This is a genomic window from Sphingomonas abietis, from assembly GCF_027625475.1.
Classification (GTDB): domain Bacteria; phylum Pseudomonadota; class Alphaproteobacteria; order Sphingomonadales; family Sphingomonadaceae; genus Solisphingomonas; species Solisphingomonas abietis.
In genome coordinates, this window is record NZ_CP115174.1 from 2,117,346 (window position 1) to 2,140,621 (window position 23,276).

General features: G+C 61.3%; 27 protein-coding genes and 1 pseudogene. 16 read left to right on the forward strand and 12 right to left on the reverse strand.

Features of this window, described 5'->3' with window-relative positions; translation table 11 throughout:
* Positions 1-37 precede the first annotated feature (37 nt).
* A pseudogene (locus PBT88_RS10150) lies at positions 38-577 on the forward strand (transposase); the annotation flags it as partial.
* Between the two features lie 454 nt (positions 578-1,031).
* Here the strand turns inward: PBT88_RS10150 and PBT88_RS10155 are convergent.
* From PBT88_RS10155 to PBT88_RS10170, 4 genes are all read right to left on the reverse strand, one after another.
* Entirely contained in the window at positions 1,032-2,174 is a 1,143-nt protein-coding gene (locus PBT88_RS10155) for an extracellular catalytic domain type 1 short-chain-length polyhydroxyalkanoate depolymerase (protein WP_270079049.1), read from the reverse strand.
* A gap of 264 nt (positions 2,175-2,438) precedes the next feature.
* Complete coding sequence (locus tag PBT88_RS10160) at positions 2,439-2,612, reverse strand: hypothetical protein (protein ID WP_270079050.1); 174 nt, start codon at positions 2,610-2,612, stop codon at positions 2,439-2,441.
* A gap of 493 nt (positions 2,613-3,105) precedes the next feature.
* A complete protein-coding gene (locus PBT88_RS10165) occupies positions 3,106-3,339 on the reverse strand; it encodes a hypothetical protein (RefSeq protein WP_270079051.1) in 234 nt (77 codons plus the stop codon).
* 221 nt (positions 3,340-3,560) lie between these two features.
* Positions 3,561-3,836, reverse strand: coding sequence for a hypothetical protein (locus PBT88_RS10170; protein ID WP_270079052.1), 276 nt, complete (start codon positions 3,834-3,836; stop codon positions 3,561-3,563).
* A 173-nt stretch (positions 3,837-4,009) separates the two neighbouring features.
* Here PBT88_RS10170 and PBT88_RS10175 point away from each other — a divergent pair, with 173 nt between their 5' ends.
* Positions 4,010-4,774 (forward strand): Crp/Fnr family transcriptional regulator, encoded by a 765-nt coding sequence (locus PBT88_RS10175; RefSeq protein ID WP_270079053.1) that lies wholly within the window; start codon positions 4,010-4,012, stop codon positions 4,772-4,774.
* A 254-nt stretch (positions 4,775-5,028) separates the two neighbouring features.
* On the opposite strand, the gene PBT88_RS10180 is transcribed toward PBT88_RS10175, so the two are convergent.
* Together PBT88_RS10180 and PBT88_RS10185 are read right to left on the reverse strand one after the other, a co-directional pair.
* On the reverse strand, positions 5,029-5,259 hold the full coding sequence (locus PBT88_RS10180) for a hypothetical protein (RefSeq protein ID WP_270079054.1): 231 nt from the start codon (positions 5,257-5,259) through the stop codon (positions 5,029-5,031).
* Positions 5,260-5,287: 28 nt separating this feature from the next.
* Positions 5,288-5,512 carry a hypothetical protein gene (locus PBT88_RS10185; protein ID WP_270079055.1) on the reverse strand — a complete coding sequence of 75 codons (225 nt, stop codon included), beginning with the start codon at positions 5,510-5,512 and terminating at the stop codon, positions 5,288-5,290.
* 257 nt (positions 5,513-5,769) lie between these two features.
* Here PBT88_RS10185 and PBT88_RS10190 point away from each other — a divergent pair, with 257 nt between their 5' ends.
* The 8 genes from PBT88_RS10190 (at position 5,770) to PBT88_RS10225 (ending at position 12,054) form a co-directional block, all read left to right on the forward strand.
* Entirely contained in the window at positions 5,770-6,489 is a 720-nt protein-coding gene (locus tag PBT88_RS10190) for a Crp/Fnr family transcriptional regulator (RefSeq protein ID WP_270079056.1), read from the forward strand.
* A gap of 233 nt (positions 6,490-6,722) precedes the next feature.
* Positions 6,723-7,637 (forward strand): manganese catalase family protein, encoded by a 915-nt coding sequence (locus PBT88_RS10195; RefSeq protein WP_270079057.1) that lies wholly within the window; start codon positions 6,723-6,725, stop codon positions 7,635-7,637.
* 235 nt (positions 7,638-7,872) lie between these two features.
* Positions 7,873-8,148, forward strand: a complete 276-nt coding sequence (locus PBT88_RS10200; protein WP_270079058.1) for a hypothetical protein — start codon at positions 7,873-7,875, stop codon at positions 8,146-8,148.
* 23 nt (positions 8,149-8,171) lie between these two features.
* Positions 8,172-8,813: a hypothetical protein gene (locus tag PBT88_RS10205; protein WP_270079059.1), complete on the forward strand. Its 642-nt coding sequence runs from the start codon at positions 8,172-8,174 to the stop codon at positions 8,811-8,813.
* 174 nt (positions 8,814-8,987) lie between these two features.
* Entirely contained in the window at positions 8,988-9,470 is a 483-nt protein-coding gene (locus PBT88_RS10210) for a DUF4142 domain-containing protein (protein ID WP_270079060.1), read from the forward strand.
* Between the two features lie 59 nt (positions 9,471-9,529).
* Positions 9,530-10,705 (forward strand): zinc-dependent alcohol dehydrogenase, encoded by a 1,176-nt coding sequence (locus tag PBT88_RS10215; RefSeq protein WP_270079061.1) that lies wholly within the window; start codon positions 9,530-9,532, stop codon positions 10,703-10,705.
* A 118-nt stretch (positions 10,706-10,823) separates the two neighbouring features.
* Positions 10,824-11,327 carry a ferritin-like domain-containing protein gene (locus PBT88_RS10220; RefSeq protein WP_270079062.1) on the forward strand — a complete coding sequence of 168 codons (504 nt, stop codon included), beginning with the start codon at positions 10,824-10,826 and terminating at the stop codon, positions 11,325-11,327.
* A 19-nt stretch (positions 11,328-11,346) separates the two neighbouring features.
* Positions 11,347-12,054 (forward strand): HAD family hydrolase, encoded by a 708-nt coding sequence (locus PBT88_RS10225; RefSeq protein WP_270079063.1) that lies wholly within the window; start codon positions 11,347-11,349, stop codon positions 12,052-12,054.
* A gap of 49 nt (positions 12,055-12,103) precedes the next feature.
* On the opposite strand, the gene PBT88_RS10230 is transcribed toward PBT88_RS10225, so the two are convergent.
* The 3 genes from PBT88_RS10230 to PBT88_RS10240 all read right to left on the reverse strand — a co-directional run bounded on the left by PBT88_RS10230 (position 12,104) and on the right by PBT88_RS10240 (position 14,111).
* Complete coding sequence (locus PBT88_RS10230; protein WP_270079064.1) at positions 12,104-12,949, reverse strand: transglutaminase family protein; 846 nt, start codon at positions 12,947-12,949, stop codon at positions 12,104-12,106.
* Positions 12,950-13,100: 151 nt separating this feature from the next.
* Positions 13,101-13,562 (reverse strand): acyl-CoA thioesterase, encoded by a 462-nt coding sequence (locus PBT88_RS10235; RefSeq protein ID WP_326521580.1) that lies wholly within the window; start codon positions 13,560-13,562, stop codon positions 13,101-13,103.
* A 372-nt stretch (positions 13,563-13,934) separates the two neighbouring features.
* Positions 13,935-14,111, reverse strand: a complete 177-nt coding sequence (locus PBT88_RS10240) for a hypothetical protein (RefSeq protein WP_270079065.1) — start codon at positions 14,109-14,111, stop codon at positions 13,935-13,937.
* A 361-nt stretch (positions 14,112-14,472) separates the two neighbouring features.
* On the opposite strand from PBT88_RS10240, the gene PBT88_RS10245 reads away from it, so the two are divergent.
* From PBT88_RS10245 to PBT88_RS10270, 6 genes are all read left to right on the forward strand, one after another.
* A complete protein-coding gene (locus PBT88_RS10245; RefSeq protein WP_270079066.1) occupies positions 14,473-15,996 on the forward strand; it encodes a helix-turn-helix transcriptional regulator in 1,524 nt (507 codons plus the stop codon).
* Between the two features lie 120 nt (positions 15,997-16,116).
* Positions 16,117-16,374, forward strand: a complete 258-nt coding sequence (locus PBT88_RS10250) for a GlsB/YeaQ/YmgE family stress response membrane protein (protein ID WP_270079067.1) — start codon at positions 16,117-16,119, stop codon at positions 16,372-16,374.
* 71 nt (positions 16,375-16,445) lie between these two features.
* Positions 16,446-17,033 (forward strand): general stress protein, encoded by a 588-nt coding sequence (locus tag PBT88_RS10255; protein WP_270079068.1) that lies wholly within the window; start codon positions 16,446-16,448, stop codon positions 17,031-17,033.
* Between the two features lie 22 nt (positions 17,034-17,055).
* A complete protein-coding gene (locus PBT88_RS10260; protein ID WP_270079069.1) occupies positions 17,056-17,370 on the forward strand; it encodes a hypothetical protein in 315 nt (104 codons plus the stop codon).
* 123 nt (positions 17,371-17,493) lie between these two features.
* Entirely contained in the window at positions 17,494-18,759 is a 1,266-nt protein-coding gene (locus tag PBT88_RS10265) for an NRAMP family divalent metal transporter (RefSeq protein ID WP_270079070.1), read from the forward strand.
* Positions 18,760-18,854: 95 nt separating this feature from the next.
* Positions 18,855-20,036 carry a carbohydrate porin gene (locus PBT88_RS10270; RefSeq protein ID WP_270079071.1) on the forward strand — a complete coding sequence of 394 codons (1,182 nt, stop codon included), beginning with the start codon at positions 18,855-18,857 and terminating at the stop codon, positions 20,034-20,036.
* A gap of 97 nt (positions 20,037-20,133) precedes the next feature.
* Here the strand turns inward: PBT88_RS10270 and PBT88_RS10275 are convergent, their stop codons facing one another.
* The 3 genes from PBT88_RS10275 to PBT88_RS10285 form a co-directional block, all read right to left on the reverse strand.
* Positions 20,134-21,084, reverse strand: a complete 951-nt coding sequence (locus PBT88_RS10275; RefSeq protein ID WP_270079072.1) for an NAD(P)/FAD-dependent oxidoreductase — start codon at positions 21,082-21,084, stop codon at positions 20,134-20,136.
* On the reverse strand, positions 21,081-21,671 hold the full coding sequence (locus PBT88_RS10280) for a PRC-barrel domain containing protein (RefSeq protein ID WP_270079073.1): 591 nt from the start codon (positions 21,669-21,671) through the stop codon (positions 21,081-21,083). The genes PBT88_RS10275 and PBT88_RS10280 overlap by 4 nt, the downstream gene beginning before the upstream one ends.
* Before the next feature lie 80 nt (positions 21,672-21,751).
* On the reverse strand, positions 21,752-22,966 hold the full coding sequence (locus tag PBT88_RS10285; protein WP_270079074.1) for a DUF2252 family protein: 1,215 nt from the start codon (positions 22,964-22,966) through the stop codon (positions 21,752-21,754).
* Between the last annotated feature and the right edge of the window lie 310 nt (positions 22,967-23,276).

Here is a 23,276-nt window from a genome sequence, read left to right on the forward strand (position 1 = left end):
CGTCCGCGACTACGAGCAGCTCACCGCCGTCGCCGAAATCTCCGACGCCCACGAAGGGCTGAAGGCAGCCATTACCCGGGTCGTCGGTGCCACCTGGCAGCGCTGCCGCGTCCACTTCATGCGCAACGCGCTGGCGCACGTGCCCAAGGGCCAGAACACCATGGTAGCGGCCGCCATCCGACAGGTCTTCCTCCAGCCGGATCATGCCGCCGCAACTCAGACCTGGCGCCACGTCGCCGACCAGCTCCGCGCCCGCTGGCCCAAGCTTGGCACCTGCATGGACAACGCCGAGCACGACGTGCTCGCCTACATGACCTTCCCCGAGCAGCACCGGGTGAAGCTGCACAGCACCAACCCGCTCGAACGGCTCAACAAGGAGGTGAAGCGCCGCGCCGATGTGGTGGGCATCTTCCCCAACGAGGACAGCATCACCCGCCTCATCGGCGCCGTGCTCCTCGAGCAGAACGACGAATACCAGCTTCAGAACCGCTACATGCAGATCGAGGGCATGGTTGCTCTCGCCACACCACAGATCGAGGAGGCGACCCAGCTACAACTTACACCCAAAGCCGCCTGATCGATGCGGCCCGGTGCCACACCTGAAATTACACCACGTTGACGGACACGACCCTATTCCGGCGCACGCGTCATGCTGGAAACAAGTTCGCGCGGCAAACGCGGCTGTGTGAGTGGGGCGCTGTAACGACAAGGCTTGGCCTGGGACATAGCTGCCTTCCATCCTGTCGCTATACGGCGACCGCTTTGGCTCGAAGCGGACAAACAATAGATGGGGAGACCAACGCCAGTGCGAACGGACGCCCTTGATATCGCGCAACAGAATTTAGCTTGTGGGCTCACCTGGAAACTTGGCCGCAATCTATACGATTAATCATCACCGATCGTCATAATTGTGAAGATAATGGGGCGAGGAAGATGGATGTCCGCAAGCAGCACGAATACCCCCATCCTGACTATTTATTCGGCTTTGGCGCTATACTTGAAAGGTATTTATGAATGGCTCATGCATAAGTCTATTTCATCAGCCCGGCTGCGCGTAGTGCCTCTTCGATAACCTGTCCGACCCCTCCCTTTGCCGGCGACTTCCCGGCCTCAATGCGATGCCCATAGAGCTGACGGACTTCGGCGCGAGCGGGCGGATTTAGTGACCCGTATGTTTCGCCATGCGTTTCCGAACCCAGGGTCCGTCTCTGTGTCGCGTCACTGTCGCAGATACCCCAAAACCGCGCGATCCGGGCTGTCGATGAGATGCCGACGTCGAGCATGTAAGGCGCTGCGATGCCATAAGAGCCGTCACCCTTGGTCTTGAGCGGCGTGCCGTGGCCCATGCCCGAAACGATATAGTCCTCGAGCACCGGTAGACCATCGGCCGTGTGCCAGGATCGATGCGTTACCCCATCGACCTGTTCGACCGTCGATGGTCGGTCGGGCAACCCGTGAATTCCACGCCATTGCGCAAGCACGGCTTCGGCGTTGCCAACAGCAACCGTCCTATCGGCATCGCCATGCCAGACGGAGAGCTTCGGCCACGGCCCCTGATGGGCGGACGCACCACGAAGCGCATTCTGGAGGCCAGCCTTTGTCGGCAGACCGTGCGCGCGCATCCGGTCGAACGCTTGGACCATTCCGTCTGCTACCCCGTGCGGCAACCCTGCGATGATCGCGCCACCCGCGAAGACCTCTGGATAGGTCGCCAGCATCGTCGAAGCCATCGCGCCTCCAGCAGACAGGCCGGTGACGTAGATGCGAGCAGGATCGATCGCATGGCGGTCCTGGACGGCTGCGATCATCTGCCGAATCGACAGTGCTTCCCCTGCGTCGCGTCGCGTGTCGCCGACCTCGAACCAGTTGAAGCACCCGTTGGCATTGTTGCTGCGTTGCTGCTCAGGGTACAGCAAGGCGAACCCCTGTTCGTCGGCGAGCCGCGACCAACCCGAGGCGCGATCATAACCGGCTGCCGACTGCGTGCATCCATGAAGCACGACGACCAAGGGAGCGTTCGCCGGCAGACCGACGGGAATATAAATGAAGCTTCGCAGTGCGCCGGGATTAGACCCGAAATCCCGCATCGCCAGAAGCGGTCCCGAGCCAGAATAAGCGGATGAATGCGCGGTCGCCGCGGAAAGCCGCGCGATCGTGTCAGATATGCTCCGCATCTCATCAATCTCCGGTGCAGACGCCGACCTGAGGTCCGATGACCGCAAGCGCCGACCTGAGGTCCGATGACCGCAAGCCTAATGCTGCACTGCACAATGCATGAGAGGGTAAAAGGATGCCGCTGATCCTCAAATGAATTATCGACCGGTCGCGAACCCGAACGAAACAAATCGCACTGTGCCCCGCTGGCTCTATACGCGGCTCAAGGCGCACCGGGTCGAAAGTATCGGCCCGGTGACCAAGCGTCGGGAAAGCGGTGGATCTTAGTTTTTTGCAGGTTTTTGGTCTTCGTGCACGCCGTCCTCGTCGCCTTCGGTCGGCACGCCGCCCTCGTCCTCGCCACCATCCTCTCCTGGTGGCATGTCCGTTCCTCCTTCCTTGGAGCCAGTCATTTTCTCAATTTTGTGCGGGTCGTCATGTTTTGGCGTGTTGGTCATGCAATTATCTCCATCCATCAAGGCTGCTATCGGGGCGTTAGTTCTCCGGTGTTATTCCTTGGGAAGCCCTTGGGTACGTCCCTGCATTTCGTCTTCGCTATATGGGGACTGCCCACCGATCTGATCGCCGGTCGACCCATTACCGGATTCTCCGTCCACCGGGTCGTTGGGCTCCGTTGTGGCTTTTTCGGCATCTTTGCGCCACGCGGTGGTGTTGCCGACTTTTCTGCCGGCCGTGGAAATCGGTGTGCTTGATCTGGCATCAATGGGATCCCTGTTGCGGAAAGAGTGTGACGGTGGGAGAGTTGATGTCCCGCCGTACAAACTGCATTGAGCTTGGACGGATATTCCGTTGCAGGTTTGCGATACACCTGTGCGATCGCTGGGCCGGTAGTGCGCTCTGGACGCACCACCCACTCCCGGCACCGCTGTTCGAGATAGGCATGGCCGCTACCCGGCATAGATTAGCTTCGCGTTGAGGGCGGTCGGTCTGTCAGCTCGGAGCCGGCGCGCTAACCTGTTGTTGAATATCATCGTGGCGGTGCCACGGCTCGCTTGCGCGGACGGGACAATCGAGTTCCTCTTCGGCCGCCAAGGCTGCGTCGGCATAGCGTTCCGCAAGCTCGAGATGCACTGACTGGACAGACGGATCCAGCGCCGATGCGGCTCGCTGGCGCTCCTCCGCTTCGCGTTGAAGGAGGTAGTCGACGTCTAGCTGATTCAGCATGCCGGATTCCTTTCGTTCGCAAAAGAGCGTGCCGCTACGCGGTGACGGGGTACCTGCTTCCTCTTGAGGCTGACGGCGCCGTGGCGAACGAGACCAAATCCCGCCGAAGATCCGCCATTTCGCCAGCAGCGTCTGCTACCGGGAGACTGCGTTGTTTTTGCGGACTGGCCTTATCAATGATCAAGCGAACGGATGTATTTACGGTTTTGTGCTAATCGAGATCAGTTAAGATCGGCTTCGAAGCTCGTAGCAATGCGACCCAAGATGTTGAGCGATTCCGCCATCGTAGCGGATTGCCCGTTCGAATCTTTACCGACCTCCACTTTTGTATCCACCGCGGTCTGGACTATCGAAAGTGCGTCCTGGAGCGTGATCGCGCGCGCGTCGACGAGCGTGTGAAGCATGCTTTCAGCAAGCATCAACGCTGCTTGGCCGTGTGCGTCAGGTCCTTTGGGAAGCGAAGGCCTACTCTCGCCGATGGGGATGATATCTGCCATACTGCTCGCCTTGGTTTCAGGCGGGAGTGATCTGCTCTCGGTCGCCGGTGCCTGGATGTGAATACCGTCGATCCGGGATACCTAGCAGCTTGGTGCCGCCCCCTCTTATCACAAGTTAATCTCGCCCAGCCGTTATCCGGCTATTCTGTACATTGCATGCCCGGGGATTTTCGATGGCTAACGCTTTTGTAGAGAAGCTCAAGGGGTATGCGCCGCTATCGAACGAGGAGGTCAAGCTCCTTGAAGAGGTCTCTCGTCATGGGCGTCGCTATGCGTCCGGCCAGGACATGATCCGGGAAGGTGACAAGCCTGGCGTCGTCTTTGTCGTCCTCGAGGGATGGGCATGCCGCTATAAAATTCTCCCAGGTGGCAGCCGCCAGATCATCTCGTTTCTGATGCCAGGTGACTTCTGCGACATGCATGTGGCCGTGCTCGATGAGATGGACCACAGCATCGCCACCCTCACGGAGGCTACGATCGTTACCATTCCGCGCGCGACGATCGAGCATTTGACCAGCGTGAGCCCGACGCTCGTCAAGGCATTCTGGTGGACGCAGCTTGTGGACGAGGGCGTCTTGCGGGCAACGATTGTGAGCATGGGGCGCCGGACCAGCCTTGAGCGGGTCGCACATCTCCTGTGCGAACTCAGCTTCAGGATGCGCAATATCGGCATTGCCAACGAAGAGCATATCGAGATGCCGTTCAGCCAGATTGTACTTGCCGATGCGGTAGGGCTGACCCCGGTGCACGTTAATCGGGTCGTGGGTAAGCTCAGGCGCGCCGGCGCACTCACGGTGACGCCGGCGACGCTTATCGTCGCGAACTTGTCGCGTCTTGCCGAGATCGCAGGTTTCGATGACAACTATCTGCACCGTCGGATCTCGTATGCAGCTGGAACCGCTAGCCTAAAGTCGATCGCCGAGCGGTTAACTAATTGATCCATGTTGCACAACTTCGCTTCGAGATGTGCGACAGTCTCACATCCACCACAACGTATATGTAGTCGCGGAGCGGTTCGCGCTTTCAGGGGAACGGACCATGTCCGACGCGTCCACGGCTAACCGCGAAGCGACCATCGCAAGCGTAATCTCCGAGCTGCAGAAGGCCTTTGGGGATCGGGCCTGCGAGGTCGCGGAGCGACAGGTCGAGGCAGCTACGCAGGACGCGCTAGATATCTGGACCTTGATTCTGGCTAGGCTTCGGTCGGATCGAGACCACCCGGGATGATCGCGATCGAAATTTCGACCTCGCCATCATCGGCAACCACGTCGACACGGCGGTCTTGTGGATTGTTCGCCGCCATTCCCCCTAATTCGTCGGCCAGCGCGATCGCGCATCTCACGACGGGAGCAAGGTCCGCCGATGATGGTCCTACCGGCTCACGGCGGCCGTCTCTGTTTTCAACGACAATATGCCACGGCATATCAAATCACTCGTGCTGCACCGAACCATCAATCTACGGACTTCAAAGGTTGCCCATTGAGATCGAACCTCAGACTCGATGCTATTGACCTTAAGATCGTCAGCGACGGCATCATTGCATCGGGGGTCTCGCTTAGCTCGAGACCGACCTCCTCGCGCACGTCCGCCGCGGACTCTGCGAAACCGATCGCATCGGCAACCGTGATGACCGAGCGCTCGATCAGGCCGTGGAGCAGGGTCTCAACGAGCAGCATGGCTGCCTGCCCATGGGGATCGGGGGTCGGACGCTTGTTTGCCGTCTCCACACCATGGTTATCATTCTCAGATTCCGACACAAAGGTCACTCCGCACAGGCGAGAGCGACGCGCTTCTCTCAGTCGTCGGAGCCTATGGAAATGGCCGACGATGGATCGAGCATAGGGCAATTTCGATGAGCCTTCATCATCCAAATCAACTTTGGATAATAATAACCGACAATATGAAAAAATATGGCGACATGGCATAGCGATTCATGGCCAATCGCTTCACCGATAAGCTGAGCGCCTTGGCATCGTTCAGCGCCGAAGATTTCGCCGCCCTGACGGAGGCGACTGCCTATGCGCGTCCTGTGTCGGCCAAGACGGATTTGATCCGCGAGGGTGATCGGCCAGGTCCCGTCTTCGTGATCCTCGAAGGCTGGGCGTATCGCTACAAGATTCTCCGCGATGGCACGCGGCAAATCCTCGCGTTTCTGATGCCCGGAGATTCCTGCGACCTTCATGCGGGGCTGCTCGCGGAAATGGATCACAGTATCCAGACGATCGTGCCCTCGGTCGTTGCCACGATCGAGCGCGCCGAGATGGACGCGCTGCTGGATGAGCATCCGGCCATTGCCCGAGCAATGTATGTGGCCCAACTTGTCGACGAGGGCACGATGCGCGCCTGGATTACCAGCATGGGCAGGCGGACCAGCATCCAGCGGGCCGCCCATCTTATGTGCGAGCTCTATGTTCGCGCCACCAGCATTGGACTGTCGCTCGACGGCGTGGTTCGCTTCCCGCTATCGCAGTTGCTGCTAGCCGACGCGCTCGGCATGACCCCGGTGCATCTCAACCGGGTCCTGAAAGAATTGCGGGAGCGCGGTGTGATGACGCTGAGCCGCGGTAGCCTCTCGATTACAGATGCCAATCAGCTCCTTTCGATCGCAGGATTCGACGAGAATTATCTCCACCGCAGGCTGCGATCCGCGTAGCAGTCGATGTTCTGTGCAAAAACCCAGAGGCTTTCGGATCTGGTGAGCCAAGACCGAACCTGACTTCTGAGTATTGATGTGCATCAGTAAATGCATCTTTGTTCGCGAAAATAGCTATTATTGGACGATTTTCGTTCGCAGCAGGAACGTATGGTCGCCGCATTCGCTGAACGGATAATCCTAAAAACAAGGAAACATGCATGTTCATGCACAACAAGCGCCTGCAATATACTGTGCGGGTCGCCGAACCTAACCCTCGTCTCGCCTGCCTGATGCTCGAGCAATTCGGCGGCGCTGATGGCGAACTTGCGGCAGCGATGCGCTATTTCACGCAGGGGCTTGGCGAAATCGACCCCGGTCGCAAGGACCTTCTGCTCGACATCGCCACCGAGGAGCTGAGTCATCTTGAGGTTATTGGTTCGATCGTCGCCATGCTCAATAAGGGTATGAAGGCCCAGCTCGCCGAGGGTGCGCTCGAGGAGGCTGAACTTTATAATATGATCGGCGCGAGCAGCGCGAGCGCCAAGGAAGCGCTTCTGTTTGGCGGAGGTCCGTCGCTGACTGATTCCGCCGGCGTTCCCTGGACTGCGGCGTATATCGACAGCCGCGGCGATCCCACCTGCGATCTACGCTCAAATATTGCTGCGGAAAGCCGCGCCAAGGTTGTGTATGAACGGCTGATCAACATTACCGATGATCCCGGCATCAAGGAAGCACTCGGCTTCCTGATGACGCGTGAGATCGCGCATCAGAAGTCGTTCGAGAAAGCGCTCTATGCGATCGAGGACAATTTCCCGAGCGGCAAGCTCCCCGGCATCGCGGCCTATGCCAACCTTTACGTCAACACCTCGCAGGGTGAGGGTGATGTCGAGGGGCCATGGAATAGCGGCACGCAGTGGGATCGGATCGACGATCTCGAAAAGACGATGCCGATCGACGATGGTGACGGCACCGCGTCCGTGACGCTTTCGGCCGCCGATGAGGCCGTCGCGGCGAAGCTCGCCCTTCGCACCGCATCTGATCCTTCGACCGATCCCGAAACCGGCGTGGATCTGGGCGCGGGTCCGGGTGCAGGGTTGATCTCGGGCGAAGACATGGGCGCCGCGAAGGATATCGGCGAAGCGGTCAAGATGGCGGACGCCCTCTGACGAAGTTCGGCCGGCGGAAGCCGGCCGGGTCCTGTTTCAGGCCACCATCAAACCCGTCAATCAGGCGCAAGGTCCCCGGCCATAAGGTCCGGAGAGCCTCATATATTGGCTGTGATCGAGCCCTGATCGTCGACGATTGACTAATGTTTAGACGCGATGGCTCGAAAACGTCCATCGTCGACTTGGAAACACAACAATGGAGTGGATTATGCAGCGAATTTTGATCGCGGTCGCCATGGCGACTGCGCTTCCCACCGTCGCGTCCGCGCAGATGGCCAGCGCTCACAACCCGGCGGTGACTGATCCGTCACCCCGAACGACAAGCAACGCGGTGCAGGGGCGTAATTCCTTCACGCAATCCCAAGCGCAGGGCCGTATTGCGAAAGCCGGATACAGCAAGGTCGGCAAGCTCGCCAAGGACGAGAATGGCGTCTGGCAGGGCAAGGCGATGAAGGACGGGAAACCCGTCACTGTCGCGCTCGATTACAAGGGCGACGTCACGTCCCGCTGAACAGCTTTTTTAGAAAGACAGTTATGACCCAGACAATCACGCGGCTGTTCGACAGCTATCCCGATGCCACTTCCGCCGTCCGCGCGCTCGAGGCAGCGGGGACGTCGCACGACGATATCAGCGTCATCGCCAATAATGCCGATGGCACCCACGCAGAGCGCGCCAACGATGGCGTCGACACCCATGACGGTGTCAACGACCATGGCGATGTAACCCGCGGCACGTCAACGGGTGCCGTGCTCGGCGGTGCTGGCGGACTGCTCGCCGGCCTTGGCCTTCTCGCTATCCCGGGGCTCGGGCCGATCGTCGCCGCCGGTTGGCTTGCCGCAACCGCCGCTGGTGCCGGCATCGGCGCCGTCGGGGGTGCCGCGACAGGCGGCATCGTCGGCGCGCTCAAGAATGCTGGGCACAGTGACGAGGACGCGCATGTCTATTCCGAGGGGGTTCGCCGCGGCGGGACGCTGGTGAGCGTTCGCGCGCCAGAAGATCGCCGTGCCGCGATCGAGGCGATTTTCGACCAGAATGGCTCGGTCGATGCGGCGTCGCGCGGCCAAGCCTATCGCGGCTCCGGCTGGAACGGCTTCGATGCGGAGGCACCAGCCTATGATGCATCGCAGGTCCAGGGCGAACGCGCCCTCTATGCTCGGGACACCACGCGCGTCTGAAGATCAGTCCGCAACGGGCTCGCTCGAAGCTGAGTGGGCCCGTCGGGGCGAACGACACACACTGTCCGGATCGGATCATTTATGAAAAAGCCCATTCTTCTCGCCTCGGCCTTCGCGCTTTTTGCCTCTGCCGCCCCCGTCTGTGCCCAAGATCCCGCCTCGATGACGGGATCGATGACTGCGACAGACGTCGGCGCCTCGCCGATGACGGGCACGTCGGCGACCGACTATGTGAAGCTCGCCGCCGATGGCGACAATTACGAAATCCAGTCGAGCAAGATCGCCGAGATGCGCAGCAAGCGCGCCGATGTGAAGGCGTTCGCCAAGCAGATGATCAGCGACCATATGCAGACCAGCAAGTCGCTGATGGCGGCGCTCAGCAATGCCGACCGCAAGATCGCGCCGCCGTCGATGACCTTGTCCACGGCGAACATGTCGAAGATCCAGTTGCTGAAGAAGGCGCCGCGCGCGAGCTTCGACGACCTGTATCTCCAGCAGCAGCTTCAGGCGCACCAGATGGCCTGGTCGCTGCACAAGGGCTATGCGACGACCGGCAACGATCCGGCGTTCAAGCAGGTTGCCTCCATGGCGGTACCGGTCGTCGAAATGCACCTCCAGCATCTGAAGTCGATGACTGGCGCAATGAGCACCAACTGAGCACGATCGCCAAACCCTCGAAACGTCGGTTGAGCCGGCATACTATCGGAGACTGAACGATGCGTGCACTGTGCTGGCACGGTAAGGGCGACGTTCGCGTAGACACCGTCGCTGATCCCGAAATCAAACATCCGCGCGATGCGATCATCAAGGTGACCGCTTGCGCGATCTGTGGGTCCGATCTCCATCTGCTCGATGGCTATCAGCCAACGATGGAAGCCGGTGACATTCTCGGCCATGAAAATATGGGCGAGGTCGTGGCGCTCGGTTCCGAGGTCACCAACCTTAGGATCGGCGACCGTGTCGTCGTCCCCTTTACGATCAGCTGCGGTGAATGCTGGTTCTGCCAGAAGGGTCTGTTTGCAGCGTGTGAGCGCACCAACCCCAATGCCGAAATGGCGGTCAAGGCGATGGGTCACTCGCCTGCGGGATTGTTCGGCTTCAGCCATATGCTGGGTGGCTATTGCGGCGGGCAGGCCGAGTATCTGCGCGTGCCCATGGCCGATATCGGGCCCATCAAGGTGCCGGACAATGTCACCGACGAGCAGGCGCTGTTCCTGTCGGATATCTTCCCAACCGGATACATGGCCGCCGAGAACGCACAGATCGAGCCGGGCGATACCGTCGCAGTCTGGGGTTGCGGGCCGGTCGGGCAATTCGCGATCCGTTCGGCCCTGATGCTCGGCGCTGGTCGGGTGATCGCGATCGACGAGGTGCCCGAGCGGCTCGCTATGGCGGTTGCTGGCGGTGCCGAGACGATCAACTTCGCCGAGACCGATGTCTATGACGAGCTTCAGGCCCGCACCAAGGGGCGCGGCCCGGACAGCGGCATAGATGCCGTCGGCTGCGAGGCCGCAGGCCATGGCGGCGCAGACGCCGTGCTCGACAAGATCAAGGCTGCAACCATGCTTGCGACCGATCGCGTCCATGTGCTCCGCCAAGCGATCATGAGCTGCCGGATGGGTGGCACCGTCTCCGTCCCCGGCGTCTATGTCGGCATGGGCGACAAGATCCCGCTCGGCGCGATGATGAACAAGGGGCTGACGATCAAAACCGGCCAGACTCACGTCCAGGCCTACACCAAGCCGTTGCTCGCCCGCATCGAGGCCGGCGACATCGACCCCAGCTTCGTCGTGACCCACCCCGCAAGCCTCGAAGACGCGCCCGAGATGTATGCCAAGTTCCGCGACAAGGAGGACGGCGTGATCAAGGTCGTATTGCGGCCGGGGCTCTGACCATATCCTCCTCGGTGGCGGGTCCGCGGCTCGCTTAGGGCATTCTTCAGAGCCGTCTCAGCCGGTCTTTTCCTGATCAACCGGTGCGGTGGAAAACTCCAACAAGTAAGGAATTACTATGTCAACGCCCGAAGACCTCAAGGAAATCTACACGGACGAACTGAAGGATCTCTGGTCCGCCAATGACCAGATGGCACGCCTTCTCAAGAAGATCACAGCGAAGGCCAGCGATCCGGCACTAAAGGATATGCTGTCGAGCTCGCATGAGGGCATCATGAAGCATACCGACATCCTCAAGGAACTGATCGCCGGTCAGGATGAGAAGGTCTCCAAGGAGCATTGCAAGGGCATGGAGGGTCTGGTCGCGGAAGCGACCAAGCATTTGCTCGAAGAGGGGCCCGCCAAGGGCCCGCTTCTCGATGTCCTGATCATCGCGCAGTATCAGCGCATGACTCACTATGGCATAGCCGGCTTCGGTACGGCCGCTGCCTATGCGAAGGCTTTAGGGCTCAAGGACGACAACAAGAAGCTGCGTGAGGCTACCAAGGAAATCTACGGTGGCGACGAATATATGACGAAGCTCGCCGAAACCGGCGTCAATCTGCACGCCGAAGCGGCGTGATCCGATCGCCCATCGCCGCATGGCGATGGGCGATCCTTTAAAAGGCGATCTGCTGATGGCGTACTCCGCGATCTTCTTCGACATCGACGGTACGCTCGTCGACAGCAACGATATGCATGTCCTCGCGTGGGAAGAAGCGTTTGCGAGCATCGACGTCCATTTTGAACGATCGGAAATCCATGGTCAGATCGGCAAGGGCGCCGACATGCTCATCCCGGCGCTTTTGCCAAATGCTAGCAAGGCCGAGCGTGAAGCGCTTGCCGACGCGCAGGGCGCGGCGTTCAAGTCGAGGTTTCTCGAAATGGTCGTGCCCTTCCCCGATGCCCATGCGCTGTTGAAGCGGGCAGCGGAGGGCGGCCAGACCGTCGTTCTCGCTTCTTCCGCCTCACAGGGCCAGCTCGACCATTATCTCGATTTGCTCCACGCGCGCCGGCTTGTGAGCGCGACGACCAGCGCCGACGATGTCGGCAACACGAAGCCAGCGCCGGATATCTTTGCGATCGCATTGAAGAAGGTTGCGCCGCTCGGCCCGAGCGACGTCGTCGTCATTGGCGACACGCCCTACGACATAGAGGCGGCCGCGAAATGTGGCATCGCCGCGATTGGGCTGCGGTCCGGCAAGTTCACCGACGAGGTGCTAAACGGGGCTGGCGCGATCGCTCTCTATGACGACGCCGCAGCGCTTCTGAAGGACTATGATGCGTCGCCGCTCGGTGCTGCGCGGTAGGCGACCCCGGCTTGCGAATGGCGCTGTCGGCTCCTCCGACACGGCATCATCACTGCGTCACGTGGACTACGACATCCATGGAGAGCGCATCGTCCGGCGTCCCGAGATAGCCACCCGTTACGGGCATGATGCGCTGGTTGCTTTCACCCACCGCAACGGCGATCAGATTTGCGGCCACCATGCGGCGGTGGGTGGGGTCGAAGGCAATCCATCCTGCGCCCGGGAGGAAGATTTCAGCCCAGGCGTGGGTCGACCCGCCGTCCGGTGAGATCGGATCGGGGTCGAACAGATATCCCGATACCGCTCGTGCTCCAAAGCCAAGATGGCGGGCGGCGGCAATGAAAAGCGCCGCGATGTCGCGGCATGAACCGCTCGCGATCTCGAGAGTTTGCTCAGGTGATTGGGTGCCTTCTTCGTCCCGGACCCGGTAGGCGACCGCGCCCAGGACCCCTGCATTGAGATCCTTAAGCAGGGACAGGGTGTCGGTCGGTACCCCGGCGACGAAGGCGTCTGCCCACTGACAGACCCGAGGGGCGATCGCGTCTGCCGACGAAAGCGCGCCCAGATCTCGCAGGTCGGCCGCGGCGTAGGAAAAAGGGTAGCTATGTGCAGCGGGGTCAATGAGCAGAACCGGCCAAGCCGGTGCACATTGCTCGACCTCGGCTTGCCCTACAATCTGGAGATTGTCGGTGGGCCGATCGAAGTTCGCGGTGGCAATGACGTTCCCGGAGACATCCTGCGACCAGTGAAAGGTTGCCGTCGGCGTGCAGCACAGGCTTGATGTGAGCAGGGTCAGGTCGTGACCACTACGCGGCGTCATCATCAACCGGTGCGCCATCAGTGTCACCGGCTGCCGAAACTGATAGCGTGTCTCGTGCCTGATCAGGAGCTTCATGCAAAAGGTCCTTCGCGCAATGCTCTCACAAGCGTCGGCAGATCAAAGCTGATCGTCTATCTCGGTTCTCATGCAACGAGGTCGACCACCACACCGGTGAGCGACGCGTCGGTGCGGCACCTGCACCGCCCAAGACTGTGCCTTCACACATTCACGCGACACCGAGCGAAGCGTTACTGAAACGCCGAACGACCTCTTGGGCGACCCGCTTCGGTCGCCTGGTTGCTGTATCGATGCTGCACCAGACCGACCTGATCTCGGCGACAATCTGATCACCGCGGCGAATGACCGTGTCGAACATTGCCTTCGCACCCTGGAAGCCGGTCGCGGCAACGGTCGCGGACAGGGCATCCCCAAGGAATGCCGGGCGACGATAGGTGATCTCATGCTTGATCGCGACCCAGATTGTCGTTGCCAATTCAACATCCGATGCGAGACCCGCCCAATGCTTGACGACGACATCCTGTACCCAGCTTAGGTACACCGCGTTGTTGACGTGGCCCATATGATCGATGTCGGCCTCGATCGCACGAAGATCGAACTCGTTGCACGGGCGGCGGCCAGTTCCGGTATCGGGTGGTACGACGCGAAGGTCCGCTTGGGCGGTCTGCATGGGAGACGCGGGAGCGACGGCACTTGAGCTTGCGGACGGCATTGACTGGGTTCCTGACATGCCGGCTGGCACAATTATGGTGCGGACATCGGATGCCGTAGCTGACGCCAGCCGGCGACTTTCTAGCCTATCCAGCAAAGCACCGATTATATTAAATCAAGTTCGGTCTGCATCAGTGACGCGTGGATCTCCGTCCGTCGCACCTGGATGACGGAACTATATGGCCCGGCGCACAAGGGCATGAGACATTTCCGCCGATGCCAAAGTCAAAACTATCCAAATAGCCTTTTTACCGAATAGTCGGTACGTCTCCCGGGCATTCAGTGTCATCCGGTCACTAGCCGGTAATCCGGACAGCTATTGATATCCGCCTTACTTACGCTCTTCGGCCGCATCCTTCTGCGCCTTGAGGTTAGCGTCCTCTTCATCCGCCTTGGCTGTGTCTGGATCTTCCTCAAGGGTGTTCGGCGAGCCATTGTCCCGGTCCTTCGGCAGCTCATCCACGTCGCTTTCGAAGCCGGGTTCTTCGCCCTGGGGTGTTGTAGCCATGATATATCTCCTCGTTCCCATCAACGATCGGCCACTGAATTCGGTGCGTGCCGGGAACGTCGCGTTCTTCAAGATCCTGCATTTTCAGTCTCTCAGTTTTTTCAGTGCATCCAGAGAGGTGCGGTTAGCTTCCGCTCGACCATTCATATGAGATCGAGCCACCGAGCTGCCGCTTCACGCGGCGCTCGATAAGCGTGGTTCCGGATCCATGCGCCCCACGACCCGCGCCACAGTGGCGCCCACTACGCTCCATCCATATCAAGAGGATCTCGCCGTTATCGGAGGTGCTTGAAATGTCGAGCGTACCTGCCTTGCCAGATAGTGATCCATATTCTCGGATGCTGCGGCAATTACTCCGTCCGTGCGTTTGCTGATGTGCGGCATGCGAGGATGGCTGGTGGCGAAATCGGAACAAGACAAGAGACAACCCGATCGCTCGCAGCTGCATGCGATCATCGGACAGCTGTCCGACGGGGTGACGTTGGTCGAACCGGACGGGAGCATAAGTTGGGCGAACGAAGCTGCGCTCGCGATGCACGGCGTTCGCACGCTTGACGAACTTGGTCGGACTGTCGCCGCGTATCGCAAGCATTTTGACCTCGCCTATCATGGTGGCCGAACCGTTCCTGCCGACGCCTATCCCATTGCCCGCTTGTGCCGGGGCGAAGCATTTCAGGATGTCGTCGTCGACGTCTGCAGGGCGGGGCGCTCCGAACCGGACTGGATCCATCGCAACCGCGGCATTATCGTTCCTCATGGAGCCGACGAGGCCGACTGCCTCGTGCTGATCATCACCAACGCGACCGAGGCGTTCGAGGCGGAAGAGCGCTTCGAAAGCATGTTCAACGCCAATCCTGCCCCGGCCTTGATCGCGCGGCTGGATGATTATCGCTTCGTTCGTGTCAACGAAGGCTTCCTCGAACTTTCGGGATGGAGCCGCGACGACATCGTCGGTCACACCATCTATGATGTCGATATCCTGGGTGCGGCGGAATCGAAGGACCTGGCGAAGGCGCTGCTCAAGAAGGGCCATACCATCCCGCAAATGGAGGCGGAACTGCCGACGCCCGGCGGCGGCACCAAGCTCGTGCTGTTGGCAGGACATCCGGCCGAGATGAATAACGAGCCCTGCATGATCTTCACCTTCGCCGATCTCGAGCCGCGTCGAAGGGCCGAAATGGCGCTGCGTCAGAGCGAAGAGCGGTTCGCCACCACATTTCGCTTCGCGCCGGTGCCGATGATGCTGACGAGCCTCGATGGCCACCGCATCCTCAACGTCAATCATGCCTTCCTCGAGATCAGCGGGTGGGGCTATGAGGCGGTGGTGGGCCGAAAGCCGTCGGACATTGAGCTTTGGGAGACGGCGGCGACCCGCCGCGAGATCGAACAGAAGATCACCGAGAGCGGCTCGTTCCGCGGCTACGAACTTCAGCTGAAAACGAAGGACGAGACGCTCGTCACTTGCCTCGTCTCGGCCGAAACCGTGATGATCAACGGCCAATATTGCATCCTCGGCGCGTTCCAGGACATCAGCGATCGCAAGCGCACCGAGATGGATCTGATCGCCGCTATCGAGGGAGCCATGCAGGATTCCACCTGGCTCAGTCGGAAGATCATGGATCGTCTGGCGGCGCTCCGCGCGCCGGCGGAGCCGTCGGTATCATCGGGCGTGGGAGTCGAGCTTACGCCACGCGAGCGCGACGTCTTGAGACTCATTACAAAAGGCAAAAGCGACGATGCGATCGCGGATGCGCTTGCGCTCAAGCGAAACACCGTGCGCAACCACGTCGCGAGGCTCTATGCCAAGATCGGAGCGCATAACCGGGGCGAAGCGATCATCTGGGCGCGCGATCGTGGCCATCATCTCGGCAGGCACGACCAATAAAAGCGACCATCAGGTGCGCAGGCACTAACACCTCAGGTGCCTGTGCATCTTTGGGGGCTTCGAGAGACACACTAGATTCTTCATCGGCGGAGTGGTCCGTCCATTGCGTGGGAGATCAACATGTCCATCATCGCCTGGATCATTCTCGGTCTGATCGCCGGATTCATCGGTAGCAAGATCGTCAACCGCACCGGTGAGGGCGTGTTGCTCGACATCGTGCTGGGCGTCGTCGGCGCCGTCGTCGGCGGCTTCCTGTTCAACCAGTTCGGCGCGGCGGGCGTGTCGGGTCTCAACCTCTACAGCCTGCTCGTAGCCGTCGTCGGCGCCGTGGTCGTGCTGGTCATCTATCATCTCGTCATCCGCGGCACGGCGCGCTGAGCGCGACGGGTCCGGAATTAGCGTTCAACGACACACTTCAGGAGAGCGACATGACAAAGACCCTTACAGGCTTGTTCGACCAATATGACGACGCGCGCCGCGCCGTCCAGGATCTTGAGGCGAGCGGCGTTCCCCACCGCGACATCAGCATCGTCGCGAATAATGCGCGCGGCGCCCACAAGGCAGATGCGGTCGCATCCGAGGCGGGCGAGGACGCCGGCAAGGGCGCTGGCATCGGAGCGGCTGTTGGCGGCGTCGGTGGCCTGCTTGCCGGACTTGGACTGCTCGCTATTCCGGGCCTGGGCCCGGTCGTTGCAGCCGGTTGGCTCGCAGCGACGGCGGTGGGTGCTGTTGGCGGTGCCGCGATCGGCGGGGCCGCCGGTGGCCTCATCGGCGCGCTCACTCATGCCGGTGTTCCCGAGGAGGACGCACATGTCTACGCCGAAGGTGTGCGACGTGGCGGCAGTCTCGTCACGGCGAAGGTCGAGGAGGACCTCGTTCCGACGGCGCGCAGGATCCTGAACGACGATCGCAGCGTCGATCTGACGTCCCGGCGTGCTGCGTATCGCAACGAGGGCTGGAACGGCTTCGACGCCGCCGCACCGGAATATTCGGCCGACGAGATCGAAGCCGAGCAGGAGCGGTATCGCCGCCTCTGAACCTCTTTCAAGGATGATGATCATGAAGACGTTGATTTGTGCGTCCATTGCAGCGGCACTCACATTCGCTACCGGCGCATTTGCCCAGTCGCAGGCGGCCAGGTCCACATCGGCGATCAAGACGGCGCATACCGTCAATGACGGGACCGCTGAGGCCGGCCACAACTCGTTCACCGAGAAGCAGGCCCGCGAGCACATCGCGAAGTCCGGCTATACGGCCGTATCACCGCTGAAGAAGGGTGATGACGGCATCTGGCGCGGCACCGCGCACAAGGATGGCCGGACGGTCAACGTCGCACTCGACTTCAAGGGCAACGTGTCGACGAGCGGCCAGTAACCGACACGGTGGAGGCGCTTCGTTAAGGTTGCGCCTCCATATCGTTTCAAGTCAGGCGCTTGCAGCGCGTCTGAGTGAAGCCAGCCGGCCGGGACAAAAAGCCGCAGGCTGAGGGAGGATCGTTTGAAAGTCGGAGCCCGCGTCAGATCGATCGCCCTGTTCGAACAGCTGGGGCCTGGTTTAGTCACCGGCGCCGCCGACGACGATCCGAGCGGAATTGCCACCTACTCTCAGGCCGGCGCCCAGTTCGGTTTTCACCTGCTCTGGACGATGGTGCTGACCTATCCGCTGATGACCGCGATCCAGCTGGTCAGCGCACATATCGGACGGGTCACCGGGTGCGGCCTCGCCAAGAATATGGGCGAGATCCTGCCGCGCTGGTTCGTGACCGGGCTTGTCGCATTGTTGTTCGTCGCCAATACGATCAACATCGGTGCGGACATCGCGGCGATGGGCGATGCGGCCGAGCTCGTCGTGGGCACGGGCGGACATATCTTCACGATCCTGTTCGCCGTCGTATCGCTCCTTCTCCAGATGTTCATTCCGTATCGCCGCTATTCCAACCTGCTCAAATGGGTGACGCTCAGCCTGCTGGCCTATGTCGCCCTCCTGTTCATGGTGAAGCTGAACTGGGCTGCGGCGGCCAAGGGGCTGGTCTGGCCCGTAATTGATGGAAAGGATGCGCTGGTCACCGTCGTTGCCATCTTCGGCACCACCATCAGCCCTTATCTCTTCTTCTGGCAAAGCGCGCAGGAAGTTAAGGAAGTAGATCAGAATGATGCGGCCGAGCCCCTCGTTGACGCGCCCTGGCAAGCGCGCCGCGAGTTCCGGCGCATGCGGCTTGACACCTTCGCCGGCATGGCGGTCTCCAACCTCGTCGCGCTCGCGATCATGATCGGCACGGCAGCGACGCTAAATGCGTCCGGCCATAGCGGCATCCAGACTGCCGCTGATGCGGCCAAAGCCTTGCAGCCGGTCGCCGGCAAGTTCGCCTTCCTGCTGTTCGCGCTGGGCATCATCGGCACCGGTCTCCTCGCGGTACCCGTGCTGGCAGGCTCCGCCGCCTATGCGATCGGTGAGACCCGTGGTTGGAAATGCGGGCTCGAACACAAGCCCTGGGAAGCGGTCGGCTTCTATGTCGTCATCGGGCTTGCGACCCTGCTCGGCATAGCGATCGACTGGTCGCCGCTCGATCCGATCAAGGCGCTGTTCTACAGCGCGGTGATCAACGGTTTCGTCGCCGTGCCGATCATGGCGGCGATGATGCTGGTGGTCAGCCGTGGCTCGGCGATGGGCAAGTTCACCGCGAAGCCTCGTTTGCTGTTCTTCGGCTGGGCGGCAACGATCATCATGGCAGCAGCCGCGGTGGCGATGATCGTCGCACAGTGAGGCATGCCCTTTGTGTCCTAGTCGGCGGCGGGGTCGGCCTCGTCGCGATGTCGCCAGCGAAGGCGGATGACGTCCCACCCATCCTTACCGTCTCGGTGCGTGATACCGCAGACTTCTGGGACAATGCCGCGGGAGGCAGGAGAACCGGTACTGCAGTCCTCAACAAGCTCCAGCTCGGTGGCTCGTTCGCGGGGGACCGGCTCGGTCTGACCGGCTGGACCCTTCACCTGCAGATATTCCGCACCGACGGCAACAGCCTGAGTGATAAGGTCGGAGACATCCAGACCGTCGACAGCATCGACGCGCGTCCCGTGACGCGTCTGTTCGAGAGCTGGATCGAGAAGAAGTTCGGCGACGAGGACCGCTCGCTCGCCTTTCGCTTCGGCTTGATGGACCTGAACTCCGACTATGACTCGATCCAGACATCGAGCCTGTTCGTCAACTCCTCGCAGGGGATCGCTGCCGATCTCGCGCGGAGTGGTCGCAACGGCCCGTCGATCTATCCCATCAGCTCGCTGGGGTTTCGGATCAGCTGGTTGCCGTCCAAGGCCTGGACGTTCCGGCTCGCCGCTTTTGACGGCGTGCCGGGTGATCCGAACGACCCCAACGCGTTCGTGTCCGTGAAGCTAGGCCGGACTGATGGCGCGCTGCTGATCGGACAGGCCGACTATCACCTTTCCGACAAGGCCAAGATCGAGGCCGGTGTCTGGCGCTACAGTACGCTGGTGCCTGCTATCGGAGCACAAGCGTCTGACAGGGGTGCAGACCAGGGCGCTTACCTCTCGATCGAGGGACCAATCCCGAAGCTCGACAAATGGAGCGCCTGGGCGCGCGTCGGCGTGGCGAACGGGGCGGCGCAGCAAGTGAGCCGCTATCTTGGTGCAGGTCTCGTCGGGCAAGGCGTGGTCGCGGGACGCCCCGAGGATCGTATCGGACTCGCGATCGCGCGCGCTGAGAACGGCAACCCGGCGAGGCACACCTTCGACTTGCGAGGCGCAGAGACGAGCTGCGAACTGTCCTATCAGGTGAAGGTGCACGACACGGTCGCGCTGCAGCCAGACCTCCAATATGTTGTTCATCCTTCGGCCGAAGCGCAGGTCCGCAACGCCCTCGTGATCGGTCTACGCGTGGTGCTGACCGCCGGCTATCCGAAGAAGGCGCCCGCCAACGAAGCGACCGACCCGACCGTACCGCCGGAGGGAGCGCAGCCGACCGATGACAACGGGCCAGACAGCGGCGGCTCTTCCGGCAAGCCGAAGACCGGTTCCTCTTCTTGAGAGGCCGAGCGCGATGATGGATGGGCCGGGCTGCTCGATCATGACCGCTGGCAAGGGCTAACCCGCTATCTAAGCCGGTTAGGCCCTTCCCAAGCCGTTATCTCAATAATGGTCTGAGCTTCGCCAGATCGTTCCGGATCGTGGTTGCGGCCACACCACCTTCGCCCATCGCATGGCTGATCTGGTCCAGACCTAGCACGACATCGCCAGCCGCATAGAGACCAGCGCAGGTCGTGCGCTGGTGGGCATCGACCAGCAAACATCCCTCGTCCGACATCTCCGCGCCGGTGGGTCTAGCCAGCTCAGACCGGATGATCGATCCGAGCGCCGGATAGATGCTGTCGAAGGAGAGACGACCGGCACCAGTCGCGAGGCTCAACCTGGCGTCGTCGATGCTGAAGTCGTCCGCCGGCCCATCGATCAGGACCACATCGGCTTCTGCCGCGCTTCGTCTGTCGGAATCTTCGAGAGCATGTGGACCGTCCGGGGCGATCAACGTGACGTCGGCGGTGAAGCTACGAAGGAAGATCGCTTCGCGAAGGCCGTGACTTCCTGTTCCGATCACGGCGACTCTGGTGTCGGTGACTTCGAAGCCATCGCAGATCGGGCAATAGCGTATCAAGCCGCGGCCCAGCGCCTCGTCATGCAGGTCCACCGTCATCTCCGGGCGGCGGTTAGTGACGCCCGTGGCCAGCAGAACGGAGCGGGCATGCAAATTCATGTCCTCACATCGTATGAGGAAACCGTCCTCGTGCTTCACCAGATCGTGCACACGTCCGTTGGTGAGGATTGCCCCGGACTCCTCGGCCTGGGCCGCCATCCGGTTCAGAAGTTCAATACCCGCGATACCGCCGGGATATCCGGCATGGTTGCGGGTTTTAGGAATCAGCCGGGTCCGACTCTGGCCCGCATCAAGGACGCGGACGGCGAGATGGAAACGAGCAAGATAGATCGCCGCGGTCAGCCCGGCGGGGCCGCCTCCGACGATCACGCAATCGTACCAATTGGATACCGCGTCTATTGCCTCGTTACTGGCATCCTGCGTCATCCCCCCGACCCCGCGACAGCCCGAGGCTCGCGCTCCGGCCAATCCCTTGGGTCGACGGTCGGAAGCTGGTCGATCTCGTTCGGCGATAGCCGCGTCCGGAATGTTTCTCCGGCCTGCATGTCCTCCCACGAGATGGCACGAAGCGCCGCGCCTAGGCCTGTGGATGTGCCGCGTCGCACGACGAGGTAGGCGATCCTGCCGCTTGCGCACTCGGCCATCGCACCGACGATGTGTGCGAATGTCTGACCATCGCTGCCTTCGACCGGCCGACCCTCGAGAGACATCACCGGAAACAGGGGATTGTGATTGCTTCCGCTCTTCTCGACAGCCGCCCGCGCACCGTCCTCCAGTTTCGCACGCTGGCCGAGCCAACGGTAGACCCCGACCACGTCGACAACGCCCAGGAAGGCGTTCGACCACAGCAAATTCGGTTGGTGCGTCAGAATAGCCTCGACGCACCAGCCGATCGCGCCGATCGTGAAGACGACGAAGCCCCACCCCGTCACCCGCGTGCCAAGGTTGGCCGCGGTCATGACCGCGGCGATCATCGTGGCGGCGGGCGCTATCCAGCCAGCGATCTCTTCCACTGGAATGCCTCCGTGAACGGTCTAACAGATGTATGCGCCTGGAGCCTGATCGCGATGCCTATCGCTGATCCGCCCGGCACCTAACCAGCGGTCTGTTCGGCGTTTCCAGCGAGGGCATATGCCCGGCAATGCTCGAGATATGCGGCTTCGTGCGTGCCGGACAGATCGACCACGCTCTTCCAGAGCCAGGACGGTGCGGCGATGTCGGCGCCGCGATGCTCGAGCAACGCACCACGCCATCTCGAGCGGGTTACCGCGTCCATCTGGCGGGCATGTGCGTGCCCCACAACCCAGGCGAGGTAGCGAGCAGCGCGAACCGCCTCGCTACGGCTGAACTGTTCGACCTCGAGCTTCAGGTCCTGCGGCATGAGTTCGCGCACGAAGAGCGATCGATCGAACATCGTCGTCGCTGCCATGCGATCGCCCAGGTTCGGCGAGAGCGCCCGTGCGCCTGTCACGACGCGCAAAGCTGGATCCGAAGGCATGGATGCCGGGTCCGCCACGGGCGCTACAGGAGCAACGGCTTCTTTAAGATCGATCAGCGCGTATTTTTCTCGCTTCGATGCGCCTTTGATCGCAATGAGCGCGGCGTAGCGGAGGAGGCCAAGCGAACTGCAGCCCTTCATCCAATAGGCTGCGTCCACCAATCGCGTCGTGACGTCCTGCTCGCCTTCCTCGAGCGACAATACAGTGCTCGCGAGCCGTGGATCGGCGAACACGTTGCGCAACGCGGCGCGCTCGTCGTCTTCGATCGCCCAGAATTTCTTGCCGAGCGGGATGGCGGGCTCGATGTCGCGGATGCGTTCGCGCGCGAGGTGTCGCCAGCGCCGTCCCAGAGCATGGCGGCGAACGGTGCGGACCGCATCGGGCTCCGGACCCGCATCTTCGATCCCATCATCGGGATGGCCGAGCGCCTGTTCGTAGCCATCGACCATCGACTCCACCATCAACGCCGTCGTCACGCCCGGCAGGTCGGAGCCACGCGCGGCACTGGCCAATGAAAGTCCGAGCCGGATGATGTCCAGGGCAGGATTGCCGATGACCGTCTGGTCGAGATCACGGATCTGCATTTCCACGCGCCCGTGACCGTCGGAGAGAGGCCCGAGGTTTCCCAAATGACAGTCCCCGCAAATCCAGATGGGTGGTCCCTCCGGAAGCTTTGCCGCAGCCGGCGAGGAGGAGAGCCACTCGTAGAATTTGACGGTATTGCCCCGAACATAGGCATGGGCGGACCGCGCCATCTTGAGCGTCCTGGCCCCATCAAGGACACTCGCCCTGTCGATCTTCGCCGTCATGTGTCCCCCGAAGAGCCTAATCCTGACCCCTAGAACCCCTCAGATCGACGCATGGGCCCGGAGCATGGACTTCTGCAGGGCTGCGCTGGCATGCGAATCCGATGAAGCAGCGATCACGCTCCAGATTGAATGTCTTGCCGAACCCCCGGGCATGGTGGCGAAAAGCGTCGGAAGAGAATGCATGAGCGATTTTGCCGCAGGGCAGGTGCGGCGAGACGCATCAGACGACCTCCGATCCGGCGCTGACGATGACCCCCCAACAGGGTGCGGCGATCGCTGACGCGCAGAACAGCCTCAAGATCGGCGGGCG

Bases quoted from the DNA above. Each gene is read 5' to 3' on its own strand.
- PBT88_RS10155 (WP_270079049.1), bottom strand. From the start codon at position 2,174: ATGCGGAGCATATCTGACACGATCGCGCGGCTTTCCGCGGCGACCGCG.
- PBT88_RS10160 (WP_270079050.1), bottom strand. From the start codon at position 2,612: ATGACCAACACGCCAAAACATGACGACCCGCACAAAATTGAGAAAATG.
- PBT88_RS10165 (WP_270079051.1), bottom strand. From the start codon at position 3,339: ATGCTGAATCAGCTAGACGTCGACTACCTCCTTCAACGCGAAGCGGAG.
- PBT88_RS10170 (WP_270079052.1), bottom strand. From the start codon at position 3,836: ATGGCAGATATCATCCCCATCGGCGAGAGTAGGCCTTCGCTTCCCAAA.
- PBT88_RS10175 (WP_270079053.1), top strand. From the start codon at position 4,010: ATGGCTAACGCTTTTGTAGAGAAGCTCAAGGGGTATGCGCCGCTATCG.
- PBT88_RS10180 (WP_270079054.1), bottom strand. From the start codon at position 5,259: ATGCCGTGGCATATTGTCGTTGAAAACAGAGACGGCCGCCGTGAGCCG.
- PBT88_RS10185 (WP_270079055.1), bottom strand. From the start codon at position 5,512: ATGCTGCTCGTTGAGACCCTGCTCCACGGCCTGATCGAGCGCTCGGTC.
- PBT88_RS10190 (WP_270079056.1), top strand. From the start codon at position 5,770: ATGGCCAATCGCTTCACCGATAAGCTGAGCGCCTTGGCATCGTTCAGC.
- PBT88_RS10200 (WP_270079058.1), top strand. From the start codon at position 7,873: ATGGCGACTGCGCTTCCCACCGTCGCGTCCGCGCAGATGGCCAGCGCT.
- PBT88_RS10205 (WP_270079059.1), top strand. From the start codon at position 8,172: ATGACCCAGACAATCACGCGGCTGTTCGACAGCTATCCCGATGCCACT.
- PBT88_RS10210 (WP_270079060.1), top strand. From the start codon at position 8,988: ATGACTGCGACAGACGTCGGCGCCTCGCCGATGACGGGCACGTCGGCG.
- PBT88_RS10215 (WP_270079061.1), top strand. From the start codon at position 9,530: ATGCGTGCACTGTGCTGGCACGGTAAGGGCGACGTTCGCGTAGACACC.
- PBT88_RS10220 (WP_270079062.1), top strand. From the start codon at position 10,824: ATGTCAACGCCCGAAGACCTCAAGGAAATCTACACGGACGAACTGAAG.
- PBT88_RS10225 (WP_270079063.1), top strand. From the start codon at position 11,347: ATGGCGATGGGCGATCCTTTAAAAGGCGATCTGCTGATGGCGTACTCC.
- PBT88_RS10230 (WP_270079064.1), bottom strand. From the start codon at position 12,949: ATGAAGCTCCTGATCAGGCACGAGACACGCTATCAGTTTCGGCAGCCG.
- PBT88_RS10235 (WP_326521580.1), bottom strand. From the start codon at position 13,562: ATGCAGACCGCCCAAGCGGACCTTCGCGTCGTACCACCCGATACCGGA.
- PBT88_RS10240 (WP_270079065.1), bottom strand. From the start codon at position 14,111: ATGGCTACAACACCCCAGGGCGAAGAACCCGGCTTCGAAAGCGACGTG.
- PBT88_RS10250 (WP_270079067.1), top strand. From the start codon at position 16,117: ATGTCCATCATCGCCTGGATCATTCTCGGTCTGATCGCCGGATTCATC.
- PBT88_RS10260 (WP_270079069.1), top strand. From the start codon at position 17,056: ATGAAGACGTTGATTTGTGCGTCCATTGCAGCGGCACTCACATTCGCT.
- PBT88_RS10275 (WP_270079072.1), bottom strand. From the start codon at position 21,084: ATGACGCAGGATGCCAGTAACGAGGCAATAGACGCGGTATCCAATTGG.
- PBT88_RS10285 (WP_270079074.1), bottom strand. From the start codon at position 22,966: ATGACGGCGAAGATCGACAGGGCGAGTGTCCTTGATGGGGCCAGGACG.